23 protein-coding genes are annotated in these 24,030 nt (G+C 58.8%); 8 read left to right on the top strand and 15 right to left on the bottom strand.

Going from position 1 to position 24,030, the window contains the following annotated elements:
- Positions 1–92: 92 nt before the first annotated feature.
- From KW840_RS00850 to KW840_RS00810, 9 genes are all read right to left on the bottom strand, one after another.
- On the bottom strand, positions 93–1,028 hold the full coding sequence (locus tag KW840_RS00850) for a glutathione S-transferase family protein (RefSeq protein WP_218494242.1): 936 nt from the start codon (positions 1,026–1,028) through the stop codon (positions 93–95).
- An 88-nt stretch (positions 1,029–1,116) separates the two neighbouring features.
- Positions 1,117–1,437, bottom strand: a complete 321-nt coding sequence (locus KW840_RS00845; RefSeq protein ID WP_057713405.1) for a GIY-YIG nuclease family protein — start codon at positions 1,435–1,437, stop codon at positions 1,117–1,119.
- 40 nt (positions 1,438–1,477) lie between these two features.
- Entirely contained in the window at positions 1,478–1,948 is a 471-nt protein-coding gene (locus tag KW840_RS00840; protein WP_057713404.1) for a nuclear transport factor 2 family protein, read from the bottom strand.
- 111 nt (positions 1,949–2,059) lie between these two features.
- Positions 2,060–3,364, bottom strand: a complete 1,305-nt coding sequence (locus KW840_RS00835) for a CynX/NimT family MFS transporter (RefSeq protein ID WP_218494241.1) — start codon at positions 3,362–3,364, stop codon at positions 2,060–2,062.
- Positions 3,354–4,013 carry a FadR/GntR family transcriptional regulator gene (locus KW840_RS00830; RefSeq protein ID WP_090457574.1) on the bottom strand — a complete coding sequence of 220 codons (660 nt, stop codon included), beginning with the start codon at positions 4,011–4,013 and terminating at the stop codon, positions 3,354–3,356. Before KW840_RS00830 ends, KW840_RS00835 begins: the two co-directional genes overlap by 11 nt.
- Before the next feature lie 255 nt (positions 4,014–4,268).
- Positions 4,269–5,033, bottom strand: coding sequence for an amino acid ABC transporter ATP-binding protein (locus KW840_RS00825; protein ID WP_007989979.1), 765 nt, complete (start codon positions 5,031–5,033; stop codon positions 4,269–4,271).
- 28 nt (positions 5,034–5,061) lie between these two features.
- Complete coding sequence (locus KW840_RS00820) at positions 5,062–6,159, bottom strand: amino acid ABC transporter permease (RefSeq protein ID WP_218494240.1); 1,098 nt, start codon at positions 6,157–6,159, stop codon at positions 5,062–5,064.
- A gap of 10 nt (positions 6,160–6,169) precedes the next feature.
- Positions 6,170–7,351 (bottom strand): amino acid ABC transporter permease, encoded by a 1,182-nt coding sequence (locus KW840_RS00815; protein ID WP_090457576.1) that lies wholly within the window; start codon positions 7,349–7,351, stop codon positions 6,170–6,172.
- A 65-nt stretch (positions 7,352–7,416) separates the two neighbouring features.
- A complete protein-coding gene (locus KW840_RS00810) occupies positions 7,417–8,448 on the bottom strand; it encodes an amino acid ABC transporter substrate-binding protein (protein ID WP_008018591.1) in 1,032 nt (343 codons plus the stop codon).
- Positions 8,449–8,917: 469 nt separating this feature from the next.
- Between KW840_RS00810 and KW840_RS00805 the strand changes: the two genes are divergently transcribed.
- The 5 genes from KW840_RS00805 (at position 8,918) to KW840_RS00785 (ending at position 14,256) form a co-directional block, all read left to right on the top strand.
- Positions 8,918–9,574, top strand: a complete 657-nt coding sequence (locus KW840_RS00805; protein ID WP_057713399.1) for an alpha/beta hydrolase — start codon at positions 8,918–8,920, stop codon at positions 9,572–9,574.
- A gap of 98 nt (positions 9,575–9,672) precedes the next feature.
- Positions 9,673–11,163, top strand: a complete 1,491-nt coding sequence (gene rhlB, locus KW840_RS00800) for an ATP-dependent RNA helicase RhlB (RefSeq protein ID WP_057713398.1) — start codon at positions 9,673–9,675, stop codon at positions 11,161–11,163.
- Positions 11,164–11,301: 138 nt separating this feature from the next.
- Complete coding sequence (locus KW840_RS00795) at positions 11,302–12,246, top strand: ornithine cyclodeaminase family protein (RefSeq protein ID WP_218494239.1); 945 nt, start codon at positions 11,302–11,304, stop codon at positions 12,244–12,246.
- A gap of 150 nt (positions 12,247–12,396) precedes the next feature.
- Entirely contained in the window at positions 12,397–13,524 is a 1,128-nt protein-coding gene (locus KW840_RS00790) for an FAD-binding oxidoreductase (RefSeq protein ID WP_218494238.1), read from the top strand.
- Positions 13,525–13,614: 90 nt separating this feature from the next.
- Positions 13,615–14,256 (top strand): transcriptional regulator, encoded by a 642-nt coding sequence (locus KW840_RS00785; RefSeq protein WP_057713395.1) that lies wholly within the window; start codon positions 13,615–13,617, stop codon positions 14,254–14,256.
- A 134-nt stretch (positions 14,257–14,390) separates the two neighbouring features.
- Here the strand turns inward: KW840_RS00785 and KW840_RS00780 are convergent, their stop codons facing one another.
- From KW840_RS00780 to moaC, 4 genes are all read right to left on the bottom strand, one after another.
- Complete coding sequence (locus KW840_RS00780; protein ID WP_150814303.1) at positions 14,391–15,167, bottom strand: ABC transporter substrate-binding protein; 777 nt, start codon at positions 15,165–15,167, stop codon at positions 14,391–14,393.
- A 305-nt stretch (positions 15,168–15,472) separates the two neighbouring features.
- Complete coding sequence (gene moaE / locus KW840_RS00775; RefSeq protein ID WP_007989960.1) at positions 15,473–15,925, bottom strand: molybdopterin synthase catalytic subunit MoaE; 453 nt, start codon at positions 15,923–15,925, stop codon at positions 15,473–15,475.
- Between the two features lie 3 nt (positions 15,926–15,928).
- Positions 15,929–16,171 (bottom strand): molybdopterin converting factor subunit 1, encoded by a 243-nt coding sequence (gene moaD / locus KW840_RS00770; protein ID WP_057713393.1) that lies wholly within the window; start codon positions 16,169–16,171, stop codon positions 15,929–15,931.
- Positions 16,168–16,641 carry a cyclic pyranopterin monophosphate synthase MoaC gene (gene moaC / locus KW840_RS00765; protein WP_057713392.1) on the bottom strand — a complete coding sequence of 158 codons (474 nt, stop codon included), beginning with the start codon at positions 16,639–16,641 and terminating at the stop codon, positions 16,168–16,170. Before moaC ends, moaD begins: the two co-directional genes overlap by 4 nt.
- Before the next feature lie 739 nt (positions 16,642–17,380).
- On the opposite strand from moaC, the gene KW840_RS00760 reads away from it, so the two are divergent.
- Positions 17,381–17,824, top strand: a complete 444-nt coding sequence (locus KW840_RS00760; RefSeq protein WP_218494237.1) for an HIT family protein — start codon at positions 17,381–17,383, stop codon at positions 17,822–17,824.
- A gap of 128 nt (positions 17,825–17,952) precedes the next feature.
- On the opposite strand, the gene KW840_RS00755 is transcribed toward KW840_RS00760, so the two are convergent.
- Positions 17,953–19,347 (bottom strand): PhoH family protein, encoded by a 1,395-nt coding sequence (locus KW840_RS00755; protein ID WP_008050144.1) that lies wholly within the window; start codon positions 19,345–19,347, stop codon positions 17,953–17,955.
- 336 nt (positions 19,348–19,683) lie between these two features.
- Positions 19,684–20,808: a polysaccharide deacetylase family protein gene (locus KW840_RS00750; RefSeq protein ID WP_218494236.1), complete on the bottom strand. Its 1,125-nt coding sequence runs from the start codon at positions 20,806–20,808 to the stop codon at positions 19,684–19,686.
- Between the two features lie 267 nt (positions 20,809–21,075).
- Between KW840_RS00750 and yaaA the strand changes: the two genes are divergently transcribed.
- Both yaaA and KW840_RS00740 read left to right on the top strand, forming a co-directional pair.
- Positions 21,076–21,855 carry a peroxide stress protein YaaA gene (yaaA, locus tag KW840_RS00745; protein WP_057713390.1) on the top strand — a complete coding sequence of 260 codons (780 nt, stop codon included), beginning with the start codon at positions 21,076–21,078 and terminating at the stop codon, positions 21,853–21,855.
- 826 nt (positions 21,856–22,681) lie between these two features.
- The gene (locus KW840_RS00740; RefSeq protein ID WP_057713389.1) at positions 22,682–23,998 is read left to right on the top strand and encodes a nucleotide sugar dehydrogenase; all 1,317 of its coding nucleotides are present in this window, start codon (positions 22,682–22,684) and stop codon (positions 23,996–23,998) included.
- Positions 23,999–24,030: the final 32 nt, after the last annotated feature.

Here is a 24,030-nt window from a genome sequence, read left to right as displayed (position 1 = left end):
GAGCTTGCTCGCGATGAGGCCAACACAGCCAACAATTTTGTTGAATGTCAGTCCGCCATCGCGAGCAAGCTCGCTCCCACAAGGTTTTTTTTTCAGCAGGCTTCGATCCGGAAACCAAACCGCGGGAAGTGCACATGCACCACACCGCCGCGCTCGTCCTCGCGCCGCACAATCAGTTCTTCGCGGCCGGCAAACAGTAATTCCCCCGCCACCGGATCAACACCGTAGTCCGTGGCCGCGATGACCACCTGCTGACCCGCCGTGAACCCGTTGGGATCGACGAACTGCTCATCCGGCAATGCCGCTGGCGTGGACATGCGCGCCACTGCCAGAGCCTCCTCGGAACTCATCTCGCTGGACGCACCATGACCGAAGCCCAACACCCGCGCATGCCATGCATTGACTGCCGGATAAGCTTCGACCAGCGGAGCCGTCACCGGCGTGGCCTTGAGGAACCAGAGGCAATGAGCCAGGGCGAAGTCGGCAATCGACGGCTCGCCAAACAGGTAGTCACCCTCCTCGCGCTGCAACTGCAGCTCCAGACGCGACATGATCGTCGGCCACTGGTGCTTCGCCTGTTCGGTAGACAATTTTGTCGCGCTACCACCACTGAACAAACCGGCGCGGTCGGCCAGGAACGCCTTGATCGCTTCCTGCGGTAAATTACCGAAACGCACGGCAATCGATTCCGGCTGGAACACCAGGCTCACCGCATGCTGGAACACCACCGAATCAGCCCAGGCGGCAAAGGACGCGGCGATCATTTCCTGACCTTCCGGGAAGAACGCCGGCAAGGCCTTTTCCTGCTCCAGTCGCCGGGCAATCAATGCCGTGTCGCAATAGATATCGGCACCGACCTGCAACACCGGTGTCTTGCGGTAGCCACCGGTCAACGCCGTGAGATCCGGTTTTGGCATCACTGGCGAGATCTTCACCGAGCGCCAGGACAAGCCCTTGAAGCCCAGCAGCAGGCGGGCCTTCTCGGCAAAGGGGGACGTCGGGTAATGATGCAGAATCAACTCGGACATGCTCGGCTCCGCCGCAAGGATCAGGAGTCCGCAGCTTAGCGCGCAATCACCTGGCAGCCTACAGATCTGCCTGATGGGAACCGATCAGTCAGAGTGATAAGCCAGGGGCTGTGCTCGCTGCGCTCGCCACCAGGCATTCCTTGGCGCTCTTCTTGAGTTTCTTGATCAGCCGCTCCTGACGCAACGCATCGCTTTTGTCGCGACAGCGTTCGGTGTAGACCAGGGCCATGGCCGGGCTGGAAAGAAAGAATCGCGCGCCCTTGCCGCTTTGATGCTTGGCGAAGCGACGCACGGGATCATCGCTGATCCCACAATAGAGCGAACCGTTGGCCGCGCGAACGAGGTAGACGAACCAGGTTTTGCTCGCGGGGATGTCGGCGTCGACAGGGCTTTCGCTGAGGGTGGTCACGTAACGATCAGGGCTTGAAGGAAAACAAGCCGCGATCTTATCAGCGACTGGCCTGGAATGCCTTCAGCCCCTTCAGGGCCTGTGAGCGAACGGCGTTGCGAACAAGTGGCGTCCAGCCCAGCAGCAGGCCTTTGAAACCCAGGGCCTGGCGTGACCATGTCCACAGGTCGAAACTGTCGTGATGTTCGCAAATCTTGCCATCGCGAAAGACAAAGCGTGCCTGGATGTCATTGACCACGGTATTGCCAGTCTGGCTGAACAGATAGGTCGCGACCCAATGGGCGCTACCGATACGATCATCGGCACGGACATGATCGAAGGTCAGGGAGAAATCCTTGGCACGGGTGGTGAGCATGCACCACATATCGCCAGCATCACGACCACGAAGCTCGCCGAACGCCGGGTCACTGAACACCACGTCATCGGTGTAGCAGGCAGCCATCGCCTCGCCATCGAGACGCTGGAAGGCCTGGTAGAAACGGGTGATCAAGGCGCTGTGGACTTCACTCATGGGCAGACTCCCTGTTGTGCAATGGGTATCGAAAGATTGCCTGCACGATAGTCTGCAAATGGGTCGAACACTATCGGCATTCGCAAGACGAATACCGACAGTGTGCGGGAATCAGACCTTCTCGCTTTCGACCTGCACGTACAACGCACGTCCGGCCCCCAGGCCGGCGAGGATCGCACCAAGGCCGATGACACCGAAGATCCAGCCCACGGCCGTCCAGCCGCCGGTCCAGTCATGCACGATGCCGACCGCGAACGGCCCCATGGACGCCAGGGTGTAACCGAAGCCCTGGGCCATGCTCGACAGGTTCGCCGCAACGTGGGAGTCCCGCGAGCGCAGCACGATCAGGGTCAATGCCAGGCTGAACGTGGCGCCCTGCCCCAGCCCCAGCACAATCGCCCAGCCCCACAGACCTTCAATCGGGGCGTACAGGCAACCGAACAGACCGCCGAGGGTCAGGGCCATCACGATCACAATCGCCAGGCGCTGATCCTTGCCGCGCGTCGCCAGCCATGGCGCGGCGAGGGAGCTGACCAGTTGAACGATCACCGAACCCGACAGCACCAGACCGGCCTGGGTTGGAGTCAGGCCGCGCCCGATCAGGATCGACGGCAACCAGCCGAATACGATGTAGGCCAGGGACGATTGCAGGCCCATGTACAAGGTCACTTGCCAGGCCAGCGGATCGCGCAGCAATCCGCGAACCCGGTAGGCGACGTTGTGCGCGCCGTGTTTCTGGCCGACTTGCGGCAACCAGAACAGCGCGGCCGCTAATGCCGGAATGACCCAGAAGCCGAGGCCCATCGCCCAATTCTTGTCGAAGTGTTCACTCAACGGCACGGTCGCACCCGCCGCCATCGCCGCGCCCAGGCACAGGGCCATGGTGTAGACACCGGTCATGGTCCCGGCCTGTTTCGGGAAGTCGCGCTTGACGATGCCCGGCAGCAATACGCCAATCACGCCGATGCTGGCACCGGCCAGCACACTGCCGGCAAACAGACCGATTTCACCGAACGAACTGCGCAGGATGATCCCGCCCGCCAGGGTCAGAAGAATGCCCAGCACCACCCGCTCCGCACCAAATCGCCGCGCCAGCACGGGTGCCAACGGCGCAAACAGGCCAAGGCAAAGCACAGGCAACGTGGTCAGCAACCCCGCCGCGGACGCCGACAAGTCAAGGGACTTCGAGACCTCGCTGAGCATCGGCGCCATGCTCGACAGCGCCGGGCGCAGGTTCAGCGCCACCAGAATCAGGCCCAGCAGCAACAGCCAGGGCCGGTGCAGAACCGGGTGAGCTTGCTGGACCTGTTCGTCATCGGCCTCGGCATCGATCAGCAACTCTTCCAGCTCGGCCGAACGTTTGAGGGCTGTGGATAACTCACTGCGGTGCATGGACTTCTCGGTTTCAAGGTTCATTGATCAACTGCCTCGACAGGGCTTTGGCTCGTTCCGGGTCGCGTTGCTCGACGGCATCGAGCAACGCGATGTGCAGGTCGAACACTTCCTGACGGCGCGGGACGATGTTCAGGATCTGGCGCAATTGGGCGCCGACGACGCTGGAGAAATAGCGATACAACTCGCTGAGGGTCGGGTTGTGTGCGGCGTCCACCAACCGGCGGTGAAACACCAGGTCGCAGGCGATGTAGGTGTCGAGATCGCCGTGATAGTGGCTGCCGCTGACACTCAGGGCCTCGCGCAAAGCCACCAGATCTTCATCGGTTCGGCGCACTGCCGCCAGGCCAATGGCCTCGACTTCGAGGATGTGCCGGGTTTCCCGGGCCTGATCAAGAGAACAACGGGACAGCGCCTTCAACGTATCGAGCGGATCGACCACCGCCCGCAGGTAACTGCCGTCGCCCTGACGGATTTCGATCAACCCGGAAAACGCCAACACGCGCATGGCTTCGCGCACGGTGTTGCGACTGATGCCCAGCTCGGCGGACAACTCGGGCTCGGTGGGCAAGCGCTGGCCCACGACCCAGGTGCCCTGGTTGATGCGCTGGCGCAACTGATCCAGGGCCTGATCGACCAGGGATCGTTTCACTAATGGAGAAATTTCTGACATGGAATTCGCCCTGTCATCCAATCATAGGATGAATTTTCTGACATGTTAGTCAACATATCCCAGAACGGCAACAGCCCTCCCCCTGTAGGAGCGAGCTTGCTCGCGATGGTCGTCAACGATAACGCTGGTTGGCAGGCACACCGCAGCGCTCTCCAGTCCATCGCGAGCAAGCTCGCTCCTACAGGGGTATGAGTTTTCCGCAGACAAAAATAAACCCGGAACTCAGTCCGGGTTTATTTCAGTGCCAGGGGCTGATCAATGCAGGATCTGGCTCAGGAACAGCTTGGTGCGCTCGTTCTGCGGCTTGTCGAAGAAGTCGTTCGGCGCAGCCTGTTCGACGATTTCGCCCTTGTCCATGAAGATCACGCGGTTGGCCACGGTGCGCGCGAAGCCCATTTCATGGGTCACGCAGAGCATGGTCATGCCGTCTTCGGCCAGGCCGATCATGGTGTCCAGTACCTCTTTCACCATCTCCGGGTCGAGTGCCGACGTCGGTTCGTCGAACAGCATGATCTTCGGCTTCATGCACAGCGCGCGAGCGATCGCCACACGCTGTTGCTGACCGCCGGACAGTTGCCCCGGGTACTTGTGCGCCTGCTCCGGAATGCGTACGCGTTCCAGGTAGTGCATGGCAATTTCCTCGGCCTTGCGCTTGGGCATCTTGCGCACCCACATCGGCGCCAGAGTGCAGTTCTGCAAGATGGTCAGGTGCGGGAACAGGTTGAAGTGCTGGAACACCATGCCGACTTCACGGCGGATCGCTTCGATCTGCTTGAGGTCGTTGGTCAGCTCCACGCCATCGACCACGATGCGGCCCTGCTGGTGCTCTTCCAGACGGTTGAGGCAGCGGATGGTGGTGGACTTTCCGGAACCCGACGGGCCGCACAGCACGATACGCTCGCCCTGCTTGACGTTGAGGTTGATGTCCTTGAGTACGTGAAACTGACCGTACCACTTGTTCACGCCCTGCATCTGAATAATGCCTTCAGGGCTCACAGGCTGTTTGATTGCTTCGCTCATCACAAAACTTCCTAAATTAGGTAGCGACTTAGCGCTTGTGGCCAGTGTCGAGCTTGCGTTCCAGATGCATGGAATAGCGCGACATACCAAAACAGAAAATCCAGAACACCAGGGCGGCGAACACATAGCCTTCGGTGGCCATGCCCAGCCATTTCGGGTCGGCGGCGGCTTGCTTGACGCTGTTGAGCAGGTCGAACAGGCCGATGATGATCACCAGGCTCGTATCCTTGAACAGCGCAATGAAGGTGTTGACGATGCCGGGGATCACCAGTTTCAGGGCCTGCGGCAGAATCACCAGACCCATGCTGCGCCAGTAACCCAGGCCCATCGCCGCCGCCGCTTCGTACTGTCCCTTGGGAATTGCTTGCAGACCACCGCGCACCACTTCGGCCACGTAGGCCGACTGGAACAGGATCACGCCGATCAGCGCCCGCAGCAGCTTGTCGAAGTTCATGCCTTCCGGCAGGAACAACGGCAGCATCACCGAGGACATGAACAGCACCGTGATCAACGGCACGCCGCGCCAGAACTCGATGAAGGTCACGCAGACCACGCGAATCGCCGGCATGTTCGAACGACGGCCCAGCGCCAGGACGATCCCCAGCGGCAACGCACCGGCGATGCCGACGGTGGCAATCACCAGGGTCAGCATCAGGCCGCCCCACTGGCTGGTCGCCACGGCGTCCAGACCCAATACGCCGCCATGCAGCAGACACCAGGCAATGATCGGGTACAGCACCAGGAAGCTCAGCCCGTACACCGCCTTATGGTGAAAGCGCGAGATGAACAACGGCGCCACGCCGACAATCGCCAGCCACACCGTCAGGTCCACGCGCCAGCGCAGTACCGGCGGGTAGTAGCCGTACATGAACTGGCCGAAGCGCTGTTGGATGAACACCCAGCAGGCGCCCTCCTTCGTGCAGTCGGCCTGGCTGGTGCCGACCCAGTTGGCGTCAAGGATCGCCCACTGCAGGATCGGCGGTACCACCAGGTAGATGAGGTAGAACGCAAACAGGGTCAGCAGGGTGTTGAGCCAGCTGGAGAACATGTTCGCGCGCATCCACGCCACCGCACCGATGCTGCGGCTCGGTGGTGGCATGTCAGGTTTGAAAGTATGAGTACTCATGCGCTTTTCCTTACCGCTCGATCAGCGCAATGCGCTTGTTGTACCAGTTCATCAGCAGGGAAATGCTGATACTGATCGCCAGGTACACGCTCATGGTGATGGCAATCACCTCGATCGCCTGGCCGGTCTGGTTGAGCACGGTCCCGGCAAACAGCGAGACCATTTCCGGATAACCGATACCGGCCGCCAGCGAGGAGTTCTTCGCCAGGTTCAGGTATTGGCTGGTCAGCGGCGGGATGATCACGCGCAGGGCTTGCGGGATGATCACCTTGCGCAGGGTCGGACCGTTGCGCAGGCCGAGGGAATGCGCCGCTTCGGTCTGGCCGTGGCTGACCGACTTGATGCCCGAACGCACGATCTCGGCGATGAACGCCGCGGTGTACACGGTCAAAGCCAGCGTCAGCGCCAGCAGTTCCGGGATCAACACCCAGCCGCCGACGAAATTGAAGCCTTGCAGCTTCGGCATTTCCCAGTGCACCGGTGCACCGAAAATCAGCGCGCACAGCGCAGGGATGACCAGGAACATCGCCAGGCCAACCCAGAACTTGTGGAACGGCACACCGGTGGCTTCGAAGCGTTTGGTGGCCCAGCGGCTCATCAGCACGATGGCGACGATGGCGACTACAACGCTGGTCACAAACGGCCAGAAGCCGTCCGCCATCAACGCGGCCGGCATGTTCAGGCCACGGCTGCTGACGAAGAAGGTGTCGCCGAAGTTATGACTGTTGCGCGGCCCCGGCATGGTCAGGAACACCGCGAAGTACCAGAACAGGATCTGCAGCAGCGGCGGAATGTTGCGGAAGACTTCCACATATACCGTCGCCAGCTTGGCGATGATCCAGTTCTTCGACAGCCGCGCCACACCCACGATGAAACCCAGGATCGTCGCCAGGATCACGCCGATGAAGGTCACCAGCAAGGTGTTGAGCAGACCAATGACAAACACCCGGGCGTATGTGTCCGCTTCGGTGTAGTCGATCAGGTGTTGAGCGATGCCGAAACCGGCACTGCGCTCCAGAAAGTCGAAACCGGAGGTAATGCCCCGGTGTTGCAGGTTGGTCTGGGTGTTATCGAACAGATACCAGCCCAGCGAGACCACCGCGATAATCGTGATGATCTGGAATACCCAAGCACGCACGCGTGGATCGCTGAGGCTGAGCCTCTGCTTTGGTGCGCCGATTGAATTTTGCATGAAGTGCCCCGGAAATAATGGAACAGAACATCACCCGGTGGTTGGCCCACCGGGTGATAGAACCATCAGCGCACTGGTGGTGCGTATTGAATGCCGCCAGCGTTCCACAGAGCGTTCAGCCCGCGGTCGATTTCCAGCGGAGTGCTCTTGCCGAGGTTTTTCTCGAACACTTCGCCGTAGTTGCCGACTTGCTTGATGATCTGCACGACCCAGTCTTTCTTCACTTTCAGGTCTTTGCCGTATTCACCGTCGGTACCCAGCAGACGGGCAACGTCCGGGTTCTTGGTGCCCTTGGCTTCGGCTTCGACGTTCTTCGAAGTGATGCCGGCTTCTTCAGCGTTGAGCATGGCGTAGCCAGTCCAGCGCACGATGGCCAGCCACTCGTCGTCGCCATTACGCACGACCGGGCCCAGAGGCTCCTTGGAAATGGTTTCCGGCAGAACCACGTAGTCCTTCGGTGAAGCCAGCTTGCTGCGCTGGGCGAACAGCTGGGATTTGTCGGAGGTCAGTACGTCGCAACGACCGGATTCCAGCGACTTGGCGCTTTCGTCGGAGGTGTCGAAGGTGATCGGGGTGTATTTCAGGCCGTTGCCGCGGAAGTAGTCGGAAACGTTCAGCTCGGTAGTAGTACCGGCCTGGATGCAGATGGTTGCACCGTCCAGTTCCTTGGCGCTCTTGACGCCCAGCTTGTTGTTTACCAGGAAGCCGATACCGTCGTAGTAGGTAATGAAGCCCGGGAATTTCAGGCCCATGCCCGCGTCACGGGAGCTGGTCATGGTGGTGTTGCGCGACAGAATGTCGATTTCGCCGGACTGCAGCGCGGTGAAGCGCTCCTTGGCGTTCAACTGGCTGAACTTGACCTTGGTCGCGTCGCCGAAGACTGCCGCCGCTACTGCACGGCAGTAGTCAGCATCGATACCCACGATCTTGCCGGTGGAATCCGGAACCGAGAAGCCTGGCAAGCCATCGCTGACGCCACACTGCACGAAACCTTTCTTCATCACTGCATCCAGGGTTGCGCCCGCCTGGGCAAACCCGCTGACACCGAGTACTGCGGCTGCAGTCACGATAGCCAGGGTGGATTTCAACATCTTCATTCAAACCTCCAGTTTTGCTCTTGTTGTGTCGGAGCGTGAGTCCTGTCGCACCCTTTTGAGGCGTAGTCGACCCGTGTTGGCTTGTTTTGGGGGTCAACCGACGTAAGACGTTAGCTATGAGTCTAGTAGGAGAAAATCCACGTCATGGAAAACTCACTCTCACCAGTCGGCCGAACGGGCTGTAGCCCTTTCACGTTCGCGAAGCCCCATATCGGCCTTTGGCGAACATCCATCACCGGATTCTTTTCAATCCCACTAATAACCTTGGCCTGATAGTGTTACCGACAGGCGTGGAATTTTTCTTACAGACTTCGCCATAGCAAAGCCCGTACCACACTGCTCTCCGAAGCGGTTCAGCTGCAGGTCAATAGCAAAACTTGTAACCTTGCGACATCTTCGTAACTGATCAACCAGACACGCACTCAGCCTTAGCACTCAATGAGAGCGCACGCACAATTTTGGAGCAGCCATGACCAACCCCTTGATTCTTGAACCCGTCAAGACCGCAGATGCCTGCGTTATCTGGCTGCACGGCCTGGGTGCCGATCGCTACGACTTCCTGCCAGTGGCCGAAGCCCTGCAGGAAACCCTGTTGAGCACCCGCTTTGTTTTGCCCCAGGCGCCGAGCCGCGCCGTCACCATCAATGGCGGATACGAGATGCCGAGTTGGTACGACATATTGGCCATGAGCCCCGCGCGCGCGATCAACCGCGAGCAATTGGAAGAATCTGCCAACTGGATCATCGAACTGATCGAAACGCAGAAGGCCAGCGGAATAGACGCCTCGCGGATTTTCCTGGCAGGTTTTTCACAGGGTGGTGCGGTGGTGCTCCACACCGCGTTTCTGAAATGGCAGGGACCACTGGGCGGCGTACTCGCCCTCTCCACTTATGCACCGACTTTCAGTGACCAACTGGAAATGTCCGCCAGCCAGCAGCGCATTCCAGTGCTGTGCCTGCACGGCCAGTACGACGATGTGGTGCAGAACTCGATGGGGCGCAGCGCCTACGAGCATTTGAAGCTGCGTGGTGTCACCGTGACATGGCAGGAATACCCAATGGGTCACGAAGTGTTACCCGAAGAAATTCGCGACATCGGCGTCTGGCTCGCCGAGCGCTTGCGTTAAGCATTTCTGTTTAAAAGCGCCCTTTGATCCATCCCACTACGCCGCGCCCGATTCTTGCATTACACTGCCCGGCGTACATTCCTTAACCAATTGATGAGATGACCGTGCTCAAAGCACTCAAGAAAATGTTCGGTAAAAGCGAGACTGAGCAACTCGCGCCAGTCCCCAGCGCTCCGTCTCACGCTCCCGGCCACCGCACCGACGGCAATCAGTCTGAACGGACCGCCACCACGACTGCACCCAAGCACGAGCCGAAGACCGTAGAAGACGCCCAGCCTGCGGCGATCACAGCCCCGGAGCAGCCGCGCAGCGACACGCCGAAACCCGCCAAACCGCGCCGCGAACCCAAGCCCAAGGCACCGGTCATCCCATGGAAACTCGAAGACTTCGTCGTCGAACCCCAGGAAGGCAAGACCCGCTTCCACGATTTCAAACTCGCCCCTGAACTGATGCACGCCATCCAGGATCTGGGCTTCCCGTATTGCACGCCGATCCAGGCACAGGTACTGGGCTTCACCCTCGCGGGCAAAGACGCCATCGGCCGCGCCCAGACCGGTACCGGCAAGACCGCTGCGTTCCTGATCTCGATCATCACCCAGTTGCTGCAAACCCCGCCGCCGAAAGAGCGCTACATGGGTGAGCCACGGGCACTGATCATCGCGCCGACCCGCGAACTGGTGGTGCAGATCGCCAAGGACGCCGCCGACCTGACCAAGTACACCGGCCTCAACGTCATGACGTTCGTCGGTGGCATGGACTTCGACAAGCAGCTCAAGCACCTCGAAGCCCGCCACTGCGACATCCTCGTGGCCACGCCGGGCCGCCTGCTGGACTTCAACCAGCGCGGCGACGTGCATCTGGACATGGTCGAAGTGATGGTGCTGGACGAGGCCGACCGCATGCTCGACATGGGCTTCATCCCGCAAGTGCGCCAGATCATTCGCCAGACGCCGCCGAAGTCCGAGCGCCAGACGCTGCTGTTCTCCGCGACCTTCACCGAAGACGTGATGAACCTGGCCAAGCAATGGACCACCGATCCGTCGATCGTCGAGATCGAGTCGCAGAACGTTGCCAACGAAAACGTCGAGCAGCACATCTACGCGGTGGCCGGTGCCGACAAGTACAAGCTGCTCTACAACCTGGTCAACGACAATGGTTGGGAGCGGGTCATTGTCTTCGCCAACCGCAAGGATGAAGTGCGGCGCATCGAAGAACGCCTGGTGCGCGACGGCATCAACGCCGCGCAACTGTCCGGCGACGTGCCGCAGCACAAGCGCATCAAGACCCTCGAAGGCTTCCGCGAAGGCAAGATCCGCGTACTGGTCGCCACCGATGTGGCCGGTCGCGGTATCCACATCGACGGCATCAGCCACGTGATCAACTTCACCCTGCCGGAAGTGCCGGACGACTACGTGCACCGCATCGGTCGTACCGGTCGTGCGGGTGCCGACGGTGTGTCCATCAGCTTTGCCGGTGAAGACGACTCCTACCAGCTACCGTCCATCGAGGAAAAGCTGGGGCGCAAGATCAGCTGTGAAACGCCACCGACGCATCTGTTGCGGCCCGTTGAACGCAAGCGTCCTCATTAAGCGACGCTGAAAAGACAAGCGCAGCCGGAAACGGACTGCGCTTTTTTTTCGCCCGGCTTTTTTTCAACAGGAGCTTGCTCGCGATAACTAAAAGTCCATAATAGACAAATTAGTTTATTTCCAACTCCGGAGCCGACCATGTCCAGCACGCCCCAAGTGATCCCCCAAGCCCAGGCTCGCGAGCTACTGGCGCAGGTCGATGTACCGCAGATCCTGCGCAAACTGTTCCGCGACCTGGCCGCCGGGCAGGCCGTACAACCGGCGCAGCAACTGGTGGAGTTTCCACAGGGCGCGGGCGATTTCATCAACTACCTGGGCGTGTTGGCCGAAGACGGCGTGTACGGGATCAAGACGTCACCGTACATCGTCCGTGAACAGGGGCCGCTGGTGACTGCATGGACGCTGCTGATGTCGATGCAGACCGGCCAGCCGCTGTTGCTGTGCGATGCCGGAGAACTGACCACCGCGCGCACGGCGGCCACCACCGCCGTGGCAGTCGACGCCCTGGCGCCACTCACAGCCAATCGTCTGGCCATCATCGGCAGCGGTAAAGTGGCCCAGGCGCACCTGCACTACGTGAAAGGCCTGCGCGACTGGCAGAGCATCAGCCTGTACTCGCCGAGCTTGGGCGAAGATGCCGAAACCGTGAGCCTGCTGAAAAACATCGAGCCACGCCTGAACATCGTCGACAGCCGCGAAGCTGCCGTTCAGGACGCCGACGTGATCATGCTCTGCACCTCGTCCGCCGGTCCGGTGATCGATCCGTCGAGCTTGCGCAAACCGGCGTTGATCACCTCCATCAGCACCAATGCGCCGCGTGCCCACGAAGTGCCGCCGCAGAGCCTCAACGACATGCAGGTTTTCTGCGACTATCGTCTGACCACCCCGGGCTCGGCCGGTGAAATGCTGATCGCCGCCGAACGGCACGGCTGGGACAAGGGCGCGATTGTCGGCGATCTGCCCGACCTGCTCAGCGAGAAGGTGCAGCGCCCCGACTACGACCGTCACGTGTTTTTCCGCTCCATCGGCCTGGGCCTGGAAGACATTGCGCTGGCCAATGCCATCTATCGCCTATCTCACTGACACCACCACTCATCTGTGGGAGCGAGCTTGCTCGCGATAGCGTCAAGTCAGTCGACATCCATGCTGAATGATTGACCGCAATCGCGAGCAAGCTCGCTCCCACAGAAAATTTCTTCACCATAGGCACTTACGCCCCATCAGGAGACGTTCATGAGCCAGGCAGACTTCATCATCATCGGCGGCGGAATTGCCGGTGCTTCCACAGGTTTCTGGTTGTCGCAGCACAGCCGCGTGATCGTGCTCGAACGCGAATCCCATCCGGCCTATCACTCCACCGGCCGTTCGGCGGCGCTGTACACCGCGGCCTACGGCACCCCGCAAGTACGGGCGCTGACCCTGGCCAGCCGGGACTTTTTCGACAACCCGCCCAGTGGTTTCTGCGAACACCCGCTGCTGACCCCGCGGGGCGAAATGACCGTGGACTTGACCGGCGACCCGGACGAACTGAACAGGCAATACCAGAGCGCAAAAACCACGGTGCCGGAGATGCAATTGCTCGGCGCCGACGAGGCCTGCGCGCTGGTGCCGATCCTGCGCCGGGAAAAGGTCTACGGCGCTATCTACGACCCGACCGCCAGCGACATCGACACCGACGCCCTGCACCAGGGCTATTTGCGCGGTATCCGCCGCAACCAGGGCGAAGTGCATACCGACAGCGAAGTCGTCGGCCTGAGCCGCGACGGCCAAGGTGTATGGCACGTTCAGACCAACAGCCAGACGTTCAGCGCGCCAATCATCATCAACGCCGCCGGTGCCTGGGCCGACAAGATCGGCGAACTGGCCGGCGCCAAGCCCCTGGGCCTGCAACCCAAACGCCGTGCCGCGTTCATCTTCGCCGGCCCCGAAGGCGTGGACATCCACCATTGGCCGATGCTGGTCAGCCTCGACGAGTCCTTCTACATGAAACCCGACGCCGGGATGTTCCTCGGCTCGCCGGCCAACGCCGACCCGGTGGAACCCCACGACGTGCAGCCCGAAGAGCTGGACATCGCCATGGGCATCTACCAGATCGAAGAAGCCACGACCCTGACCATTCGCCGCCCGACCCGCACCTGGGCCGGCCTGCGCAGCTTCGTCAGCGACGGCGACCTGTTGTCCGGCTTCGACCCACAGGTAGCGGGGCTGTTCTGGGTCGCGGCACAAGGCGGTTATGGCATCCAGACTTCGCCGGCCATGGGCCAGGCCAGCGCGGCACTGGTGCGCGGTGCAGCGTTGCCCGAGTCGCTCGGCCGTTTCGGCCTGAATGCCGAAATGCTCTCCCCTGCCCGCCTCGGCTGATCCTGATCCTCAGGTGACGTGCCCACACGATTACGGCACACTTTCAGCGCCCCTTTGATGGGGCGCTGACGCTGCCTGGAGTTCCACTGTATGAACGCCCCCGAAAAAGACTCGGCCCTGGACGACACGTCCCTGGATAACTTCCACGCGATAGCCGACGCCATTGCCACGTTGTTTTTCCCCCACGCCGAAGTGGTGCTGCACGACCTGCGCACGCAAAAGGTCGACTACATCGCCAACAACCTGTCCAAGCGGGAAATCGGCGACGACTCGGCGCTGGAAGACATGCTCAGCGACGATGTCAGCGAACGAAACATCGGGCCGTACGAAAAGCTCAACTGGGATGGTCAGAAGATTCGCAGCCTCAGCACGGTGCTACGGGACAGCGAAAGTCGTCCGCTGGCGGTGCTGTGCATCAACCTGAATATTTCGTTGTTCGAAAATGCCAAGGCCGCTTTGGACCTGTTCCTGTCGCCGACCAAGCTGATCCCGCAACCGGATGCACTGTTCCGCGATGACTGGCAGGAGCGGATCAACACCTTCCTCCACGCCTGGCTGCGTGAGCGCCAGTTGAGCCTGAATCTGCTGACCCGCGACCACAAGCGCGAACTGGTGCTGGCGTTGCACGCCGAAGGCGCATTCAAGGGCAAAAGCGCCTCGAACTACGTGGCCAATGTGCTGAACATGGGCCGGGCGACGGTGTACAAGCATTTGAAGGAATTGAAGGGCTAGTCCCTGAGATTTGTATTGCTTGATCTAGCCTCTTCGCGAGCAAGCCCGCTCCCACACTGGTTCTGCGTCGAACACAAAATCTGTGTTTGGTAGAGATCCATTGTGGGAGCGGGCTTGCTCGCGAAAGCGGACTATCAGTCGCCGTAAATGTCGGACTTGAAGTACTTGTCCGAAATCTTCTGATACTCACCACTGGCGCGAATGCCATCAATGGCCGTGTTCAGCTCGCTGACCAACTCGGTGTTGCCCTTGCGCACCGCAATCCCGGCACCCTCGCCCACATATTTCGGATCTTTGAGCTCCGGCCCGACAAAGGCGTAACCCTTGCCACGGGGCATCGACAGGAAGTCATTGAGTGGAATGGTGTCGGCAAAAATCGCGTCGAGGCGACCGGCGGCCAGGTCCATGTAGATTTCTTCGTTGTTGCTGTAGCGCTTGACGTTGATGCCCTTGGGCTCGAACACCTCGGAGGCGTAACGGTCGGTGGTGGTGGCGCGCTGCACACCGACAGTCTTGCCCTTGAGGCTGGCGTACTGGTCATCCACCACCGCGCCGTCCTTCATCACCAGACGCGACGAAGTGAAATAGTACTTGTGGGTGAAGTCCACCGACTTCTTGCGGTCTTCATTGATGGTCATGGACGACAGCGCCATGTCGATTTTCTTCACCTTCAGGGACGGAATCAGACCATCGAACTCGCCTTCGACCCACACACACTTGGCCTTCATCTGTGCGCACAAGGCATTGCCGATGTCATAGTCGAAACCGACGATTTCGCCTTTGTCGGTTTTCGAGGCGAACGGTGGATACGCCGCTTCGATACCGATGCGCAGGGTTTTCTCGGCGGCGAACACAGAGCTGCACGCCAACAGGCTCAGGGCCAGACCGGTGATGAGGGGGAACTTCTTCATGTTCGTTTTCTCGCGGTTGTTGTTGGTTTGGCAAGACAGAAGAAAAAGCTGAAACGGGTGGAAACTTTTTTGTACTTATAATTCCATACTGGACTTTTATGTATGAACCGTCAATGAGGTAAATGCAGCCCGTTCCGGCCGATGGTCGGGTGGTGAATCCGGGAGTGATTGGTTGAATCGAAAGGCCTCATCGCGAGCAAGCTCGCTCCCACAGTGGATCTGGATGAACACAAACTTTGTGTACGACGCAGAACCCTGTGGGAGCGGGCTTGCCCGCGAAGACTGACTAAAGAACGCCGCAGAAACTACTGCTTCCAGCGATCCGCCGCCGCATGATCACTGTCACGCCCCTCGACCCAACGCGGCCCGTCACTGGTGTTTTCTTTCTTCCAGAACGGCGCACGGGTTTTCAGGTAATCCATGACAAAGGCGCAGGCGTCGAATGCCGCCTGACGATGGGCGCTGGCCGCGCCGACGAAGACAATCGGCTCGCCCGGCTCCAGGGCGCCGATGCGGTGCAGCACTTCCAGCTTGAGCAGCGGCCAGCGCTGCTCTGCCTCGATGGCGATCTTGCCTAACGCTTTTTCAGTCATGCCGGGATAGTGTTCGAGGAACATCCCGGCGACGTCGAGGCCGTCATTGAAGTCGCGCACGTAGCCGACAAAACTCACCACTGCACCCACGCCGACATTGGCATCGTGCATGGCGTTGACTTCGGCCCCAGGGTCGAACGCGGTGGACTGCACGCGAATCGCCATGGTTCAGCCTCCGGTCACAGTCGGAAAGAACGCCACTTCATCGCCGTCGCTGACCGGTTCGTCGAGCTGGCACAGGTCTTCGTTGCGGGCGCACATCAGGTTCTGCTCGCTCAACACCTCGGCACCGTCACGTTGGGCCAACAGTGCGCGGACGTCGTCGACGGTGGCGAAGTTGCCTTCTACTTTCACCGAATCCAGACCCAGCGCTTCACGATAACGGGCGAAAAACTTTACGGTAACGTTCATGACTGCTCCGCCTGGAAATGTCCGCTCTTGCCGCCGACCTTCTCCAGCAAACGCACGCTTTCGATGGTCATGCCACGGTCCACGGCCTTGCACATGTCGTAGATCGTCAGCGCGGCGACGCTGGCAGCAGTCAGGGCCTCCATCTCGACGCCGGTCTGCCCTGACAGCTTGCAACGCGCCACGATGCGCACCGAATCCTCGCCTTCGGCACTGAGCTCGACCTTGACACCGGTCAGCATCAGCGGATGGCACAGGGGAATCAGATCGCTGGTTTTCTTCGCCGCCTGGATACCGGCAATGCGTGCCACGGCAAACACATCACCCTTGGGGTGGCCGCCACTGACGATCATCTGCAGGGTTTCGGGCAGCATGCGCACCAGCGCTTGAGCGGTCGCCTCACGGAACGTCACGGCTTTTTCAGTGACGTCGACCATGTTGGCGCGACCTTGGGAATCGAGATGAGTCAGCACGGGATTACTCCTGATCAGGAGCGTCGATTGTAAACCTGCGGGTCAATTTTCCGCACGCACGATTATCGGCTCACACAATCCCCCTGTAGGAGCGAGCCTGCTCGCGAAAAACGCAGGGACAACGCGGTCATTCAGGCAGCACGCGTTTTCGTTGACGTCCATCGCGAGCAGGCTCGCTCCTACATTTGGATTTGTGTTGGGCATAAAAAACCGGGCGACCTTGCGGCCGCCCGGTTCCGGTGGACTGTTACAAATGCGATTCCTTATTAAGCTTACAAACACTGCCAAACAACAGAAATACATGTAACAAAACCCTACTGGAAATGCGCTTTTTTTCACATCGTCGAACGACTCAACCTTGTTCACCAGTTGATAACTTACTGATTACTCTATAACAAATTTCGACGTAAGAATTCTCCGCAAGTCCGCACCAATAACCTGCTGTGAAACTTCCTACAACTGAATGATTGACCGAGTTGTTAATTCGAGAAAAACTGACCAACAAAGTTCACGATCCTACAAACTCAAGTCAGTGGTATCACAAAAGGTCTTTGGCACGCGTACTCAGTAAATCCAATATCCCAGTCTACGCTATTGCTCCCGGCGCAGTTTCCGGCAGTCATCAGCCAGGATCTCCTGAAGAAATCATGAACACGCTCACTTTTCTGCCGACCTCCGGAAGGAGCTCAACGGCGCGGGCCCTACACGCTAACCATGGTTGGCACACGGAAGGTTAGTCATGTCAGCACGGACAATTTACTCAGGAAAACAAATCATGATCTCTCATTGCCGGGACTGTGACATCCCTGGCTACATGATTATTTCTCTTAAGCGGGACATAACAAGACTTGCAGAACTAAGCGCAGAGGAAAGTGCCGAACTGATGAGTGGGCTAGCATTTACGGAGCGAGCCTTAAACACTCTATTTTCTCCTGAAAAAGTATACATAATGCGTATTTCCGAACTCAATCATGAACTGCATTTTCACGTTTTCCCCAGATATGCTTCCGTGACCAAGTTATATTTGTCGGAACACAATGAATATATTATTGATGGCCCCTTCTTTTTCAGTTGGGCGCGAAAAAAGTTTAGTAGCTCACAGTCTGAGCCGACCCAAGTGGTATTGAACGCTCAATCAATTCTTACGGAAACCCTCAAGGGCTATTTTTCGCAACCTCTGTAAACAAGACTGCTTTCGCCCCAGACTTTGCAGAAACACACTCATCGGTATTGGGTCTGCCCTGAGGCACAGTCTTTACGTCGCATACAAAAAACCGGGCAACCTTGCGGCCGCCCGGTTCCGGTGGACAGTTACAGATGCGATTCGGCGTATTCGGCCAGGATCGAACGTGGTACCCCTTGCAAGGTGATATGCACCCCGTTCGGGAAGTCCTTGAAGCGTTCAGTGAGGTAGGTCAGCCCGGAGCTGGTCGCGGACAGGTAAGGGGTGTCGATCTGTGCCAGGTTGCCCAGGCACACCACTTTGGAACCGGCACCGGCACGGGTGATGATGGTTTTCATCTGGTGCGGCGTGAGGTTCTGACATTCGTCGATCAGAATCAGGCTCTGCTGGAAGCTGCGGCCCCGGATGTAGTTGAGGGATTTGAACTGCAACGGCACTTTGCTGAGGATGTAGTCGACGCTGCCATGGGTGCTTTCGTCATCCATGTGCAAGGCTTCGAGGTTGTCGGTGATGGCGCCCAGCCACGGCTCCATTTTTTCCGCCTCGGTACCGGGCAGAAAGCCGATTTCCTGATCCAGGCCCTGCACGCTACGGGTAGCGATGATGCGGCGATAACGTTTGCTGACCATGGTCTGCTCGATCGCAGCGGCCAGCGCCAGGATGGTTTTACCCGAACCCGCGGCACCCGACAGGTTGACCAGGTGGATATCCGGATCGAGCAAGGCGTACAACGCCAGGCTCTGATAGATATCACGCGGCTTGAGGCCCCAGGCTTCCTGGTGCAGCAGCGGTTCCTGGTGCAGGTCGAGGATCAGCAAGCGGTCCTCTTCAATCTCCTTGATCCAGCCGACAAAGCCCTGTTCATCAATGATGAATTCGTTGATATGCACCGCCGGCAGGTTGTCGATCAATTGCACCTGATGCCAGGTGCGGCCGTGGTCCTGACGGGTTTCAACCTTGCTCACGCGGTCCCAGAAAGAGCCGGTCATGTTGTGGTAGCCATTGGGCAGCAAGGACACGTCATCGACCAGTTGGTCGGTGCTGTAGTCCTCGGCCGCGATTCCGCAGGCGCGCGCCTTGAGGCGCATGTTGATGTCTTTGGTGACCAGCACCACGGGTTTCTTCGGATCGCGCGCGTGCAGGTCGATCAGTTGATTGATGATTTTGTTGTCGTTCAGGTGCTCGGGCAGAATCAGGTTCGGCTCGGCATGCTTGCTCATCAGAATTGACAGCAAACCCTTGGGTCCGCTTTTGCCACGCTGGATCGGCACACCCTGCTCGACGTCCTCGGGTGAGGCATCGCCCAGAGTCTTGTCGATCAGGCGGATGGCCTGGCGGCATTCGGCGGCTACGCTGTGATGCCCGCTCTTGAGCTTGTCGAGCTCTTCAAGCACGGTCATCGGGATCGCGACGTGGTGTTCTTCGAAGTTAAGCAGCGCGTTTGGATCGTGAATCAATACGTTGGTATCGAGTACATAAAGGATTGGCTGGTTGGAAGAAGAGCTACGTCCGTGATCATCCATACTCGGTCACCTTTGTGGGAGCCATTCGACGCAATACCTTGACGGTGCTGCGCCTCGAAGTGACTGCCGAATACACCTGCGGGGACTCAAGTGTTCTGCATACATGCGGGGTCTTGGAAGACGCCACCTGTGTTGCAGGTTTCGGCGGTCTGTCTTCGTAATACTCCAAAACGTGTGACAGAAAAAAGTACTTTGACGCTTTTTTGAAGTTTATTTTGCAGATTGACCAATAGCACTTGGCGGACTGCCATCACCCGTTTAAAGTCGGAAGTCCACCTGCAACGAATCCCCTTCCAAAATTGCCAAAAACCCAATGTTTACGGGGTTTTGTCATTTTCAGCGAAACGCATCCTGGCAATCCTCCCAGCCGATCCCGACAGGCGCCGTTTGCGTGACCAGCCACGGCAACGCCGTTTTCACTGCATCCTGTTTCACATTGAAATTGATCACCCCGTGCCGCCACAGCAGCATCAGGGTCAGCACCCGTTGCGCACTCGGGTTGCCCTTGAGTTTGCCGGCACCGTCCTGGGCGTCGATGCCCCACAGCGCTATCTGCAACCCCTGAGTCTTGAAGAAACCTTCGGCATCGGAACGGCGCTGGCCATCGGGCGGACGGAACAGGGGCACGTAGTTCTCCGGCAACTTGCTTTTGACCAGTTCGGCGCTGCGGCGCACCGAGTCCTGCCAGTCCTGCCAGTGGCTGTGGGAACGGAACTCCCAGCCTTGTATGCCGATGCACTGGCTCGAGTAGGTCGCTTGCAGGTTACTCACCGAATGTTCGGCCAAACGGGCCAGGATGTCCTTGCCGAGGACGAAGAACGTCCCGCTCATGTTCGACTTGCGCAGGTACTCGGTGACCCAGGCGGTGTTATCCGGCACGGCGTTGGCGGCACTGTCGAAGGTCAGCAGAAACAGCCGGTCATGCATCCCGTCGCCGCTGCGCTCATAGTCGCCAAAATGATCGACTTCGCTGCTGGTTTGCGGGAACAAAGCGGCCTTGCGCAGCTGTTCGTCCAGGTACTGGGTGTGGAACACACGGCTCGGCTCGGCCCACTTGATGTAATAGCTGTCTGCGCCGACCTGGAATTTGGCAGCCTGCTCGCGCAAGGTGGGCATGTCTTCGACCAGAAAACAGAAGGAGGCATCCTGGTCGCAACTCTGTTGGGCGAAGTTGTAGTTGGCCAGCAGCCGTTGCCACATGCGCTGACGAACCCGGTCGACCGACTCCAGATTGATCGTGCGCAGGCCCAGGCGTTGGGCCAGGGCGGGTTCATCCAGCGACTCGCTGGCCAACAGGACACTGGAAAACATGAGGATCTCGGCCCTGGACGCCACGTCGAACAGTGTCGGGTTGCCGAGTTTCTCCGGCCAGGTGCTGCGATCGAGCGTCGCCACATCGCCCGGAGCCGCAATGGCGCCGAAGCTCAGTAGCCAGATCGAAATGAGAAAAGCGATACGCAATGGGATGTCTCCATAACAAAACCCGCGCGGCACTATAGCTGATCCACACACACCTCCTGCAGCAACACTGAACCACTGTGGGAGCGAGCTTGCTCGCGATAGCGATCTGACATTCAACAATGATGTCAGCTGACACACCGTCATCGCGAGCAAGCTCGCTCCCACAGGTTTTGTGCTATGCCACCAGTCATCACCTATGGACGCGATAGCTGGAGTCAACGAAGACAACCCCCTAGAATCGCCGCCACGATTAAAGGAGACGACTTCATGCTGATGGTGATTTCACCCGCCAAGACCCTCGACTATGAAACACCGCCGGCGACCCAGCGCTTCACCCAGCCGCAGTACCTCGACCACTCCCAGGAGTTGATCCTGCAATTGCGCGAGCTGACGCCCGCGCAAATCAGCGAATTGATGCACGTGTCCGACAAGATCGGCGGGCTCAACGCCGCGCGTTTCGGCAGCTGGACGCCCGCGTTCACCCCGGAAAACGCCAAGCAGGCGCTGCTGGCCTTCAAGGGCGATGTGTACACCGGCATGAATGCGCAAACCCTCAGCGAAGCGGATTTCGATTACGCCCAAAAACACCTGCGCATGCTCTCGGGCCTCTATGGCCTGCTGCGCCCGCTGGACCTGATGCAACCCTATCGACTGGAAATGGGCACCAAACTGGCCAACGCTCGGGGCAAGGATTTGTATGCCTTCTGGGGCACGCGCATCAGCGAGTGGCTGAACGAAGCCCTGGTCGATCAAGGCGATGACGTGCTGCTCAACCTGGCGTCCAACGAGTACTTCTCGGCCGTCAAACGCAACGCCTTGAACGCGCGCATCATCAATACCGAATTCAAGGACCTGAAGAACGGCCAGTACAAGATCATCAGCTTCTACGCGAAAAAGGCCCGTGGCTTGATGAGTCGCTTCGTCATCGAAGAACGCATTAACGACCCGGCCACCCTCAAGCAGTTCGACGTTCAAGGCTATCGCTACAGCGCCGAACAGTCCAAGCCGGACAATCTGGTGTTTCTACGCGATCACGCACCAGAGTGATGCATCCGGTCGGTGCACGACCTCCACAAACCCTCGTGCGCCGACCCTTGATTCACTTCAGACTTCCCTGCCATTTCGCCATTTTTTTGGCGCCATAAAAACACCAGCTGATTTTCTAACTTTAGTTTCACTCGACTTCAATCATTTTTTTGCGTAGTGGCACTGACTTTTTTTAACAGTAGTGGCAAAAAAATATCCCCTCTGTTGAGCCGCCTATATATAAAGGGCGAAACGGCAAGTGCTATCAATTTGAGAGCAGTGCCATCTTTCTCAATATTTCAAGAAATTTCAGATTTCGCGATGAGTGGGCTGGAACTATGTCCAAACGAGCCGCTCATACCACCGGTAACGATTCTCGCCGAGCGTGTACGAGATAACTTACGCAGATAAGCGATTTGTGTAGCGAAGTTGTAATATTAACTTGCGCTGACTAATCACCGATTTGGACAACAGCAATCGGACAGGAGATAACGCGGTATGACTATCCCCTACAAGGCCACGACAGCGCCCCTATAAACGTGCTCACCCGAGCACCCAACCGCTTGATCCACGGGCTTTCGGCCTGACATCAGGCGTGCAAGGCTGTTGCACCTGCATCCTTCCGACAGGAGGATCGGCTGCATAACAGGGCAAATCATAACAACAAGGCCTAGTTGCGCACCCCTTGAGTGCATTTATTTAGACACTCGTAACTTATATGCCAGCACAGGGCATTGTCGTGCCTGTAAGGCACACTTGCGAGTGCACTAAAACACGCTGAATACCATTAACTCCAGCCATTTAATGGCTTGATGTTTACAGGCTTGATAACAGAGAGGTAATTGCGATGCGCATCAGCATTTTTGGTTTGGGTTACGTCGGCGCAGTATGTGCCGGTTGCCTGTCTGCACGGGGCCATGACGTCGTTGGCGTCGATGTGGCCAAAGACAAGATCGATATGATCAATGCCGGCAAATCGCCGATCGTTGAACCAGGCCTGGGTGAACTTCTGGCCCAGGGCATCCAGACAGGTCGTCTGCGTGGCACCACCAACTTCGCCGAGGCGATTCGCGACACCGACCTGTCGATGATCTGCGTGGGCACGCCGAGCAAGAAGAACGGCGATCTGGAACTGAACTACATCGAGGCAGTGTGCCGCGAAATCGGTTTTGTCCTGCGTGACAAGACCACCCGCCACACCATCGTGGTGCGCAGCACCGTACTGCCGGGTACCGTGGCCAATGTGGTCATCCCGATTCTCGAAGACTGCTCCGGCAAGAAGGCCGGTGTTGATTTCGGCGTGGCCGTGAACCCTGAGTTCCTGCGCGAAAGCACCGCCATCGCCGACTACGACCAGCCGCCAATGACCGTCATCGGTGAATTCGACAAGGCGTCCGGCGACGTTCTGCAATCGCTGTACGAAGAGCTCGACGCACCGATCATCCGCAAGGACATCGCGGTCGCCGAGATGATCAAGTACACCTGCAACGTGTGGCACGCCACCAAGGTCACCTTCGCCAACGAAATCGGCAACATCGCCAAGGCGGTCGGCGTCGACGGTCGTGAAGTGATGGACGTGGTCTGCCAGGACAAGACCCTCAACCTGTCCCAGTATTACATGCGCCCAGGCTTCGCCTTCGGCGGCTCGTGCCTGCCAAAAGACGTACGTGCCCTGACCTACCGCGCCGGTTCCCTGGACGTGGAAGCCCCGTTGCTCAACTCGCTGATGCGCAGCAACGAATCCCAGGTGCAGAACGCTTTCGACATCGTTTCCAGCCACGACAAACGCAAAGTCGCCCTGCTGGGCTTGAGCTTCAAGGCCGGCACCGACGACCTGCGCGAAAGTCCGCTGGTCGACCTGGCAGAAATGCTGATCGGCAAGGGCTATGACCTGAGCATCTACGACAGCAACGTCGAGTACGCCCGCGTTCACGGCGCGAACAAGGACTACATCGAGTCGAAGATCCCTCACGTCTCGTCCTTGCTCAACTCCGACTTCGACGCGGTGATCAACAACTCCGACGTGATCATCCTCGGTAACCGCGACGAGAAGTTCCGCGCGCTGGTGCAGGAAGTTCCACACGGCAAGCAAGTGATCGACCTGGTCGGTTTCATGTCCAAGGCCACCAGCGTGACTGGCCGGACTGAAGGTATCTGCTGGTAAAGCAGCCGCAAGCTTCAAGCTCCAAGCCGCAA

It is taken from the genome of Pseudomonas sp. PDM30 (assembly GCF_019218985.1).
Taxonomy (GTDB): domain Bacteria; phylum Pseudomonadota; class Gammaproteobacteria; order Pseudomonadales; family Pseudomonadaceae; genus Aquipseudomonas; species Aquipseudomonas jessenii.
The sequence above is the reverse complement of the archived record's forward strand: the minus strand, read 5'-3'. Positions and strand labels throughout refer to the sequence as shown.

Bases quoted from the DNA above. Each gene is read 5' to 3' on its own strand.
- yaaA (WP_057713390.1), top strand. From the start codon at position 21,076: ATGCTGATGGTGATTTCACCCGCCAAGACCCTCGACTATGAAACACCG.
- KW840_RS00825 (WP_007989979.1), bottom strand. From the start codon at position 5,033: ATGAGCGAAGCAATCAAACAGCCTGTGAGCCCTGAAGGCATTATTCAG.
- KW840_RS00780 (WP_150814303.1), bottom strand. From the start codon at position 15,167: ATGAAGAAGTTCCCCCTCATCACCGGTCTGGCCCTGAGCCTGTTGGCG.
- KW840_RS00785 (WP_057713395.1), top strand. From the start codon at position 13,615: ATGAACGCCCCCGAAAAAGACTCGGCCCTGGACGACACGTCCCTGGAT.
- moaD (WP_057713393.1), bottom strand. From the start codon at position 16,171: ATGAACGTTACCGTAAAGTTTTTCGCCCGTTATCGTGAAGCGCTGGGT.
- rhlB (WP_057713398.1), top strand. From the start codon at position 9,673: ATGACCGTGCTCAAAGCACTCAAGAAAATGTTCGGTAAAAGCGAGACT.
- KW840_RS00835 (WP_218494241.1), bottom strand. From the start codon at position 3,364: ATGAACCTTGAAACCGAGAAGTCCATGCACCGCAGTGAGTTATCCACA.
- KW840_RS00790 (WP_218494238.1), top strand. From the start codon at position 12,397: ATGAGCCAGGCAGACTTCATCATCATCGGCGGCGGAATTGCCGGTGCT.
- KW840_RS00810 (WP_008018591.1), bottom strand. From the start codon at position 8,448: ATGAAGATGTTGAAATCCACCCTGGCTATCGTGACTGCAGCCGCAGTA.
- KW840_RS00805 (WP_057713399.1), top strand. From the start codon at position 8,918: ATGACCAACCCCTTGATTCTTGAACCCGTCAAGACCGCAGATGCCTGC.
- KW840_RS00760 (WP_218494237.1), top strand. From the start codon at position 17,381: ATGTCAGCACGGACAATTTACTCAGGAAAACAAATCATGATCTCTCAT.
- KW840_RS00755 (WP_008050144.1), bottom strand. From the start codon at position 19,347: ATGGATGATCACGGACGTAGCTCTTCTTCCAACCAGCCAATCCTTTAT.
- KW840_RS00830 (WP_090457574.1), bottom strand. From the start codon at position 4,013: ATGTCAGAAATTTCTCCATTAGTGAAACGATCCCTGGTCGATCAGGCC.
- KW840_RS00840 (WP_057713404.1), bottom strand. From the start codon at position 1,948: ATGAGTGAAGTCCACAGCGCCTTGATCACCCGTTTCTACCAGGCCTTC.
- moaE (WP_007989960.1), bottom strand. From the start codon at position 15,925: ATGGCGATTCGCGTGCAGTCCACCGCGTTCGACCCTGGGGCCGAAGTC.
- KW840_RS00815 (WP_090457576.1), bottom strand. From the start codon at position 7,351: ATGCAAAATTCAATCGGCGCACCAAAGCAGAGGCTCAGCCTCAGCGAT.
- KW840_RS00850 (WP_218494242.1), bottom strand. From the start codon at position 1,028: ATGTCCGAGTTGATTCTGCATCATTACCCGACGTCCCCCTTTGCCGAG.
- KW840_RS00740 (WP_057713389.1), top strand. From the start codon at position 22,682: ATGCGCATCAGCATTTTTGGTTTGGGTTACGTCGGCGCAGTATGTGCC.
- KW840_RS00795 (WP_218494239.1), top strand. From the start codon at position 11,302: ATGTCCAGCACGCCCCAAGTGATCCCCCAAGCCCAGGCTCGCGAGCTA.
- KW840_RS00820 (WP_218494240.1), bottom strand. From the start codon at position 6,159: ATGAGTACTCATACTTTCAAACCTGACATGCCACCACCGAGCCGCAGC.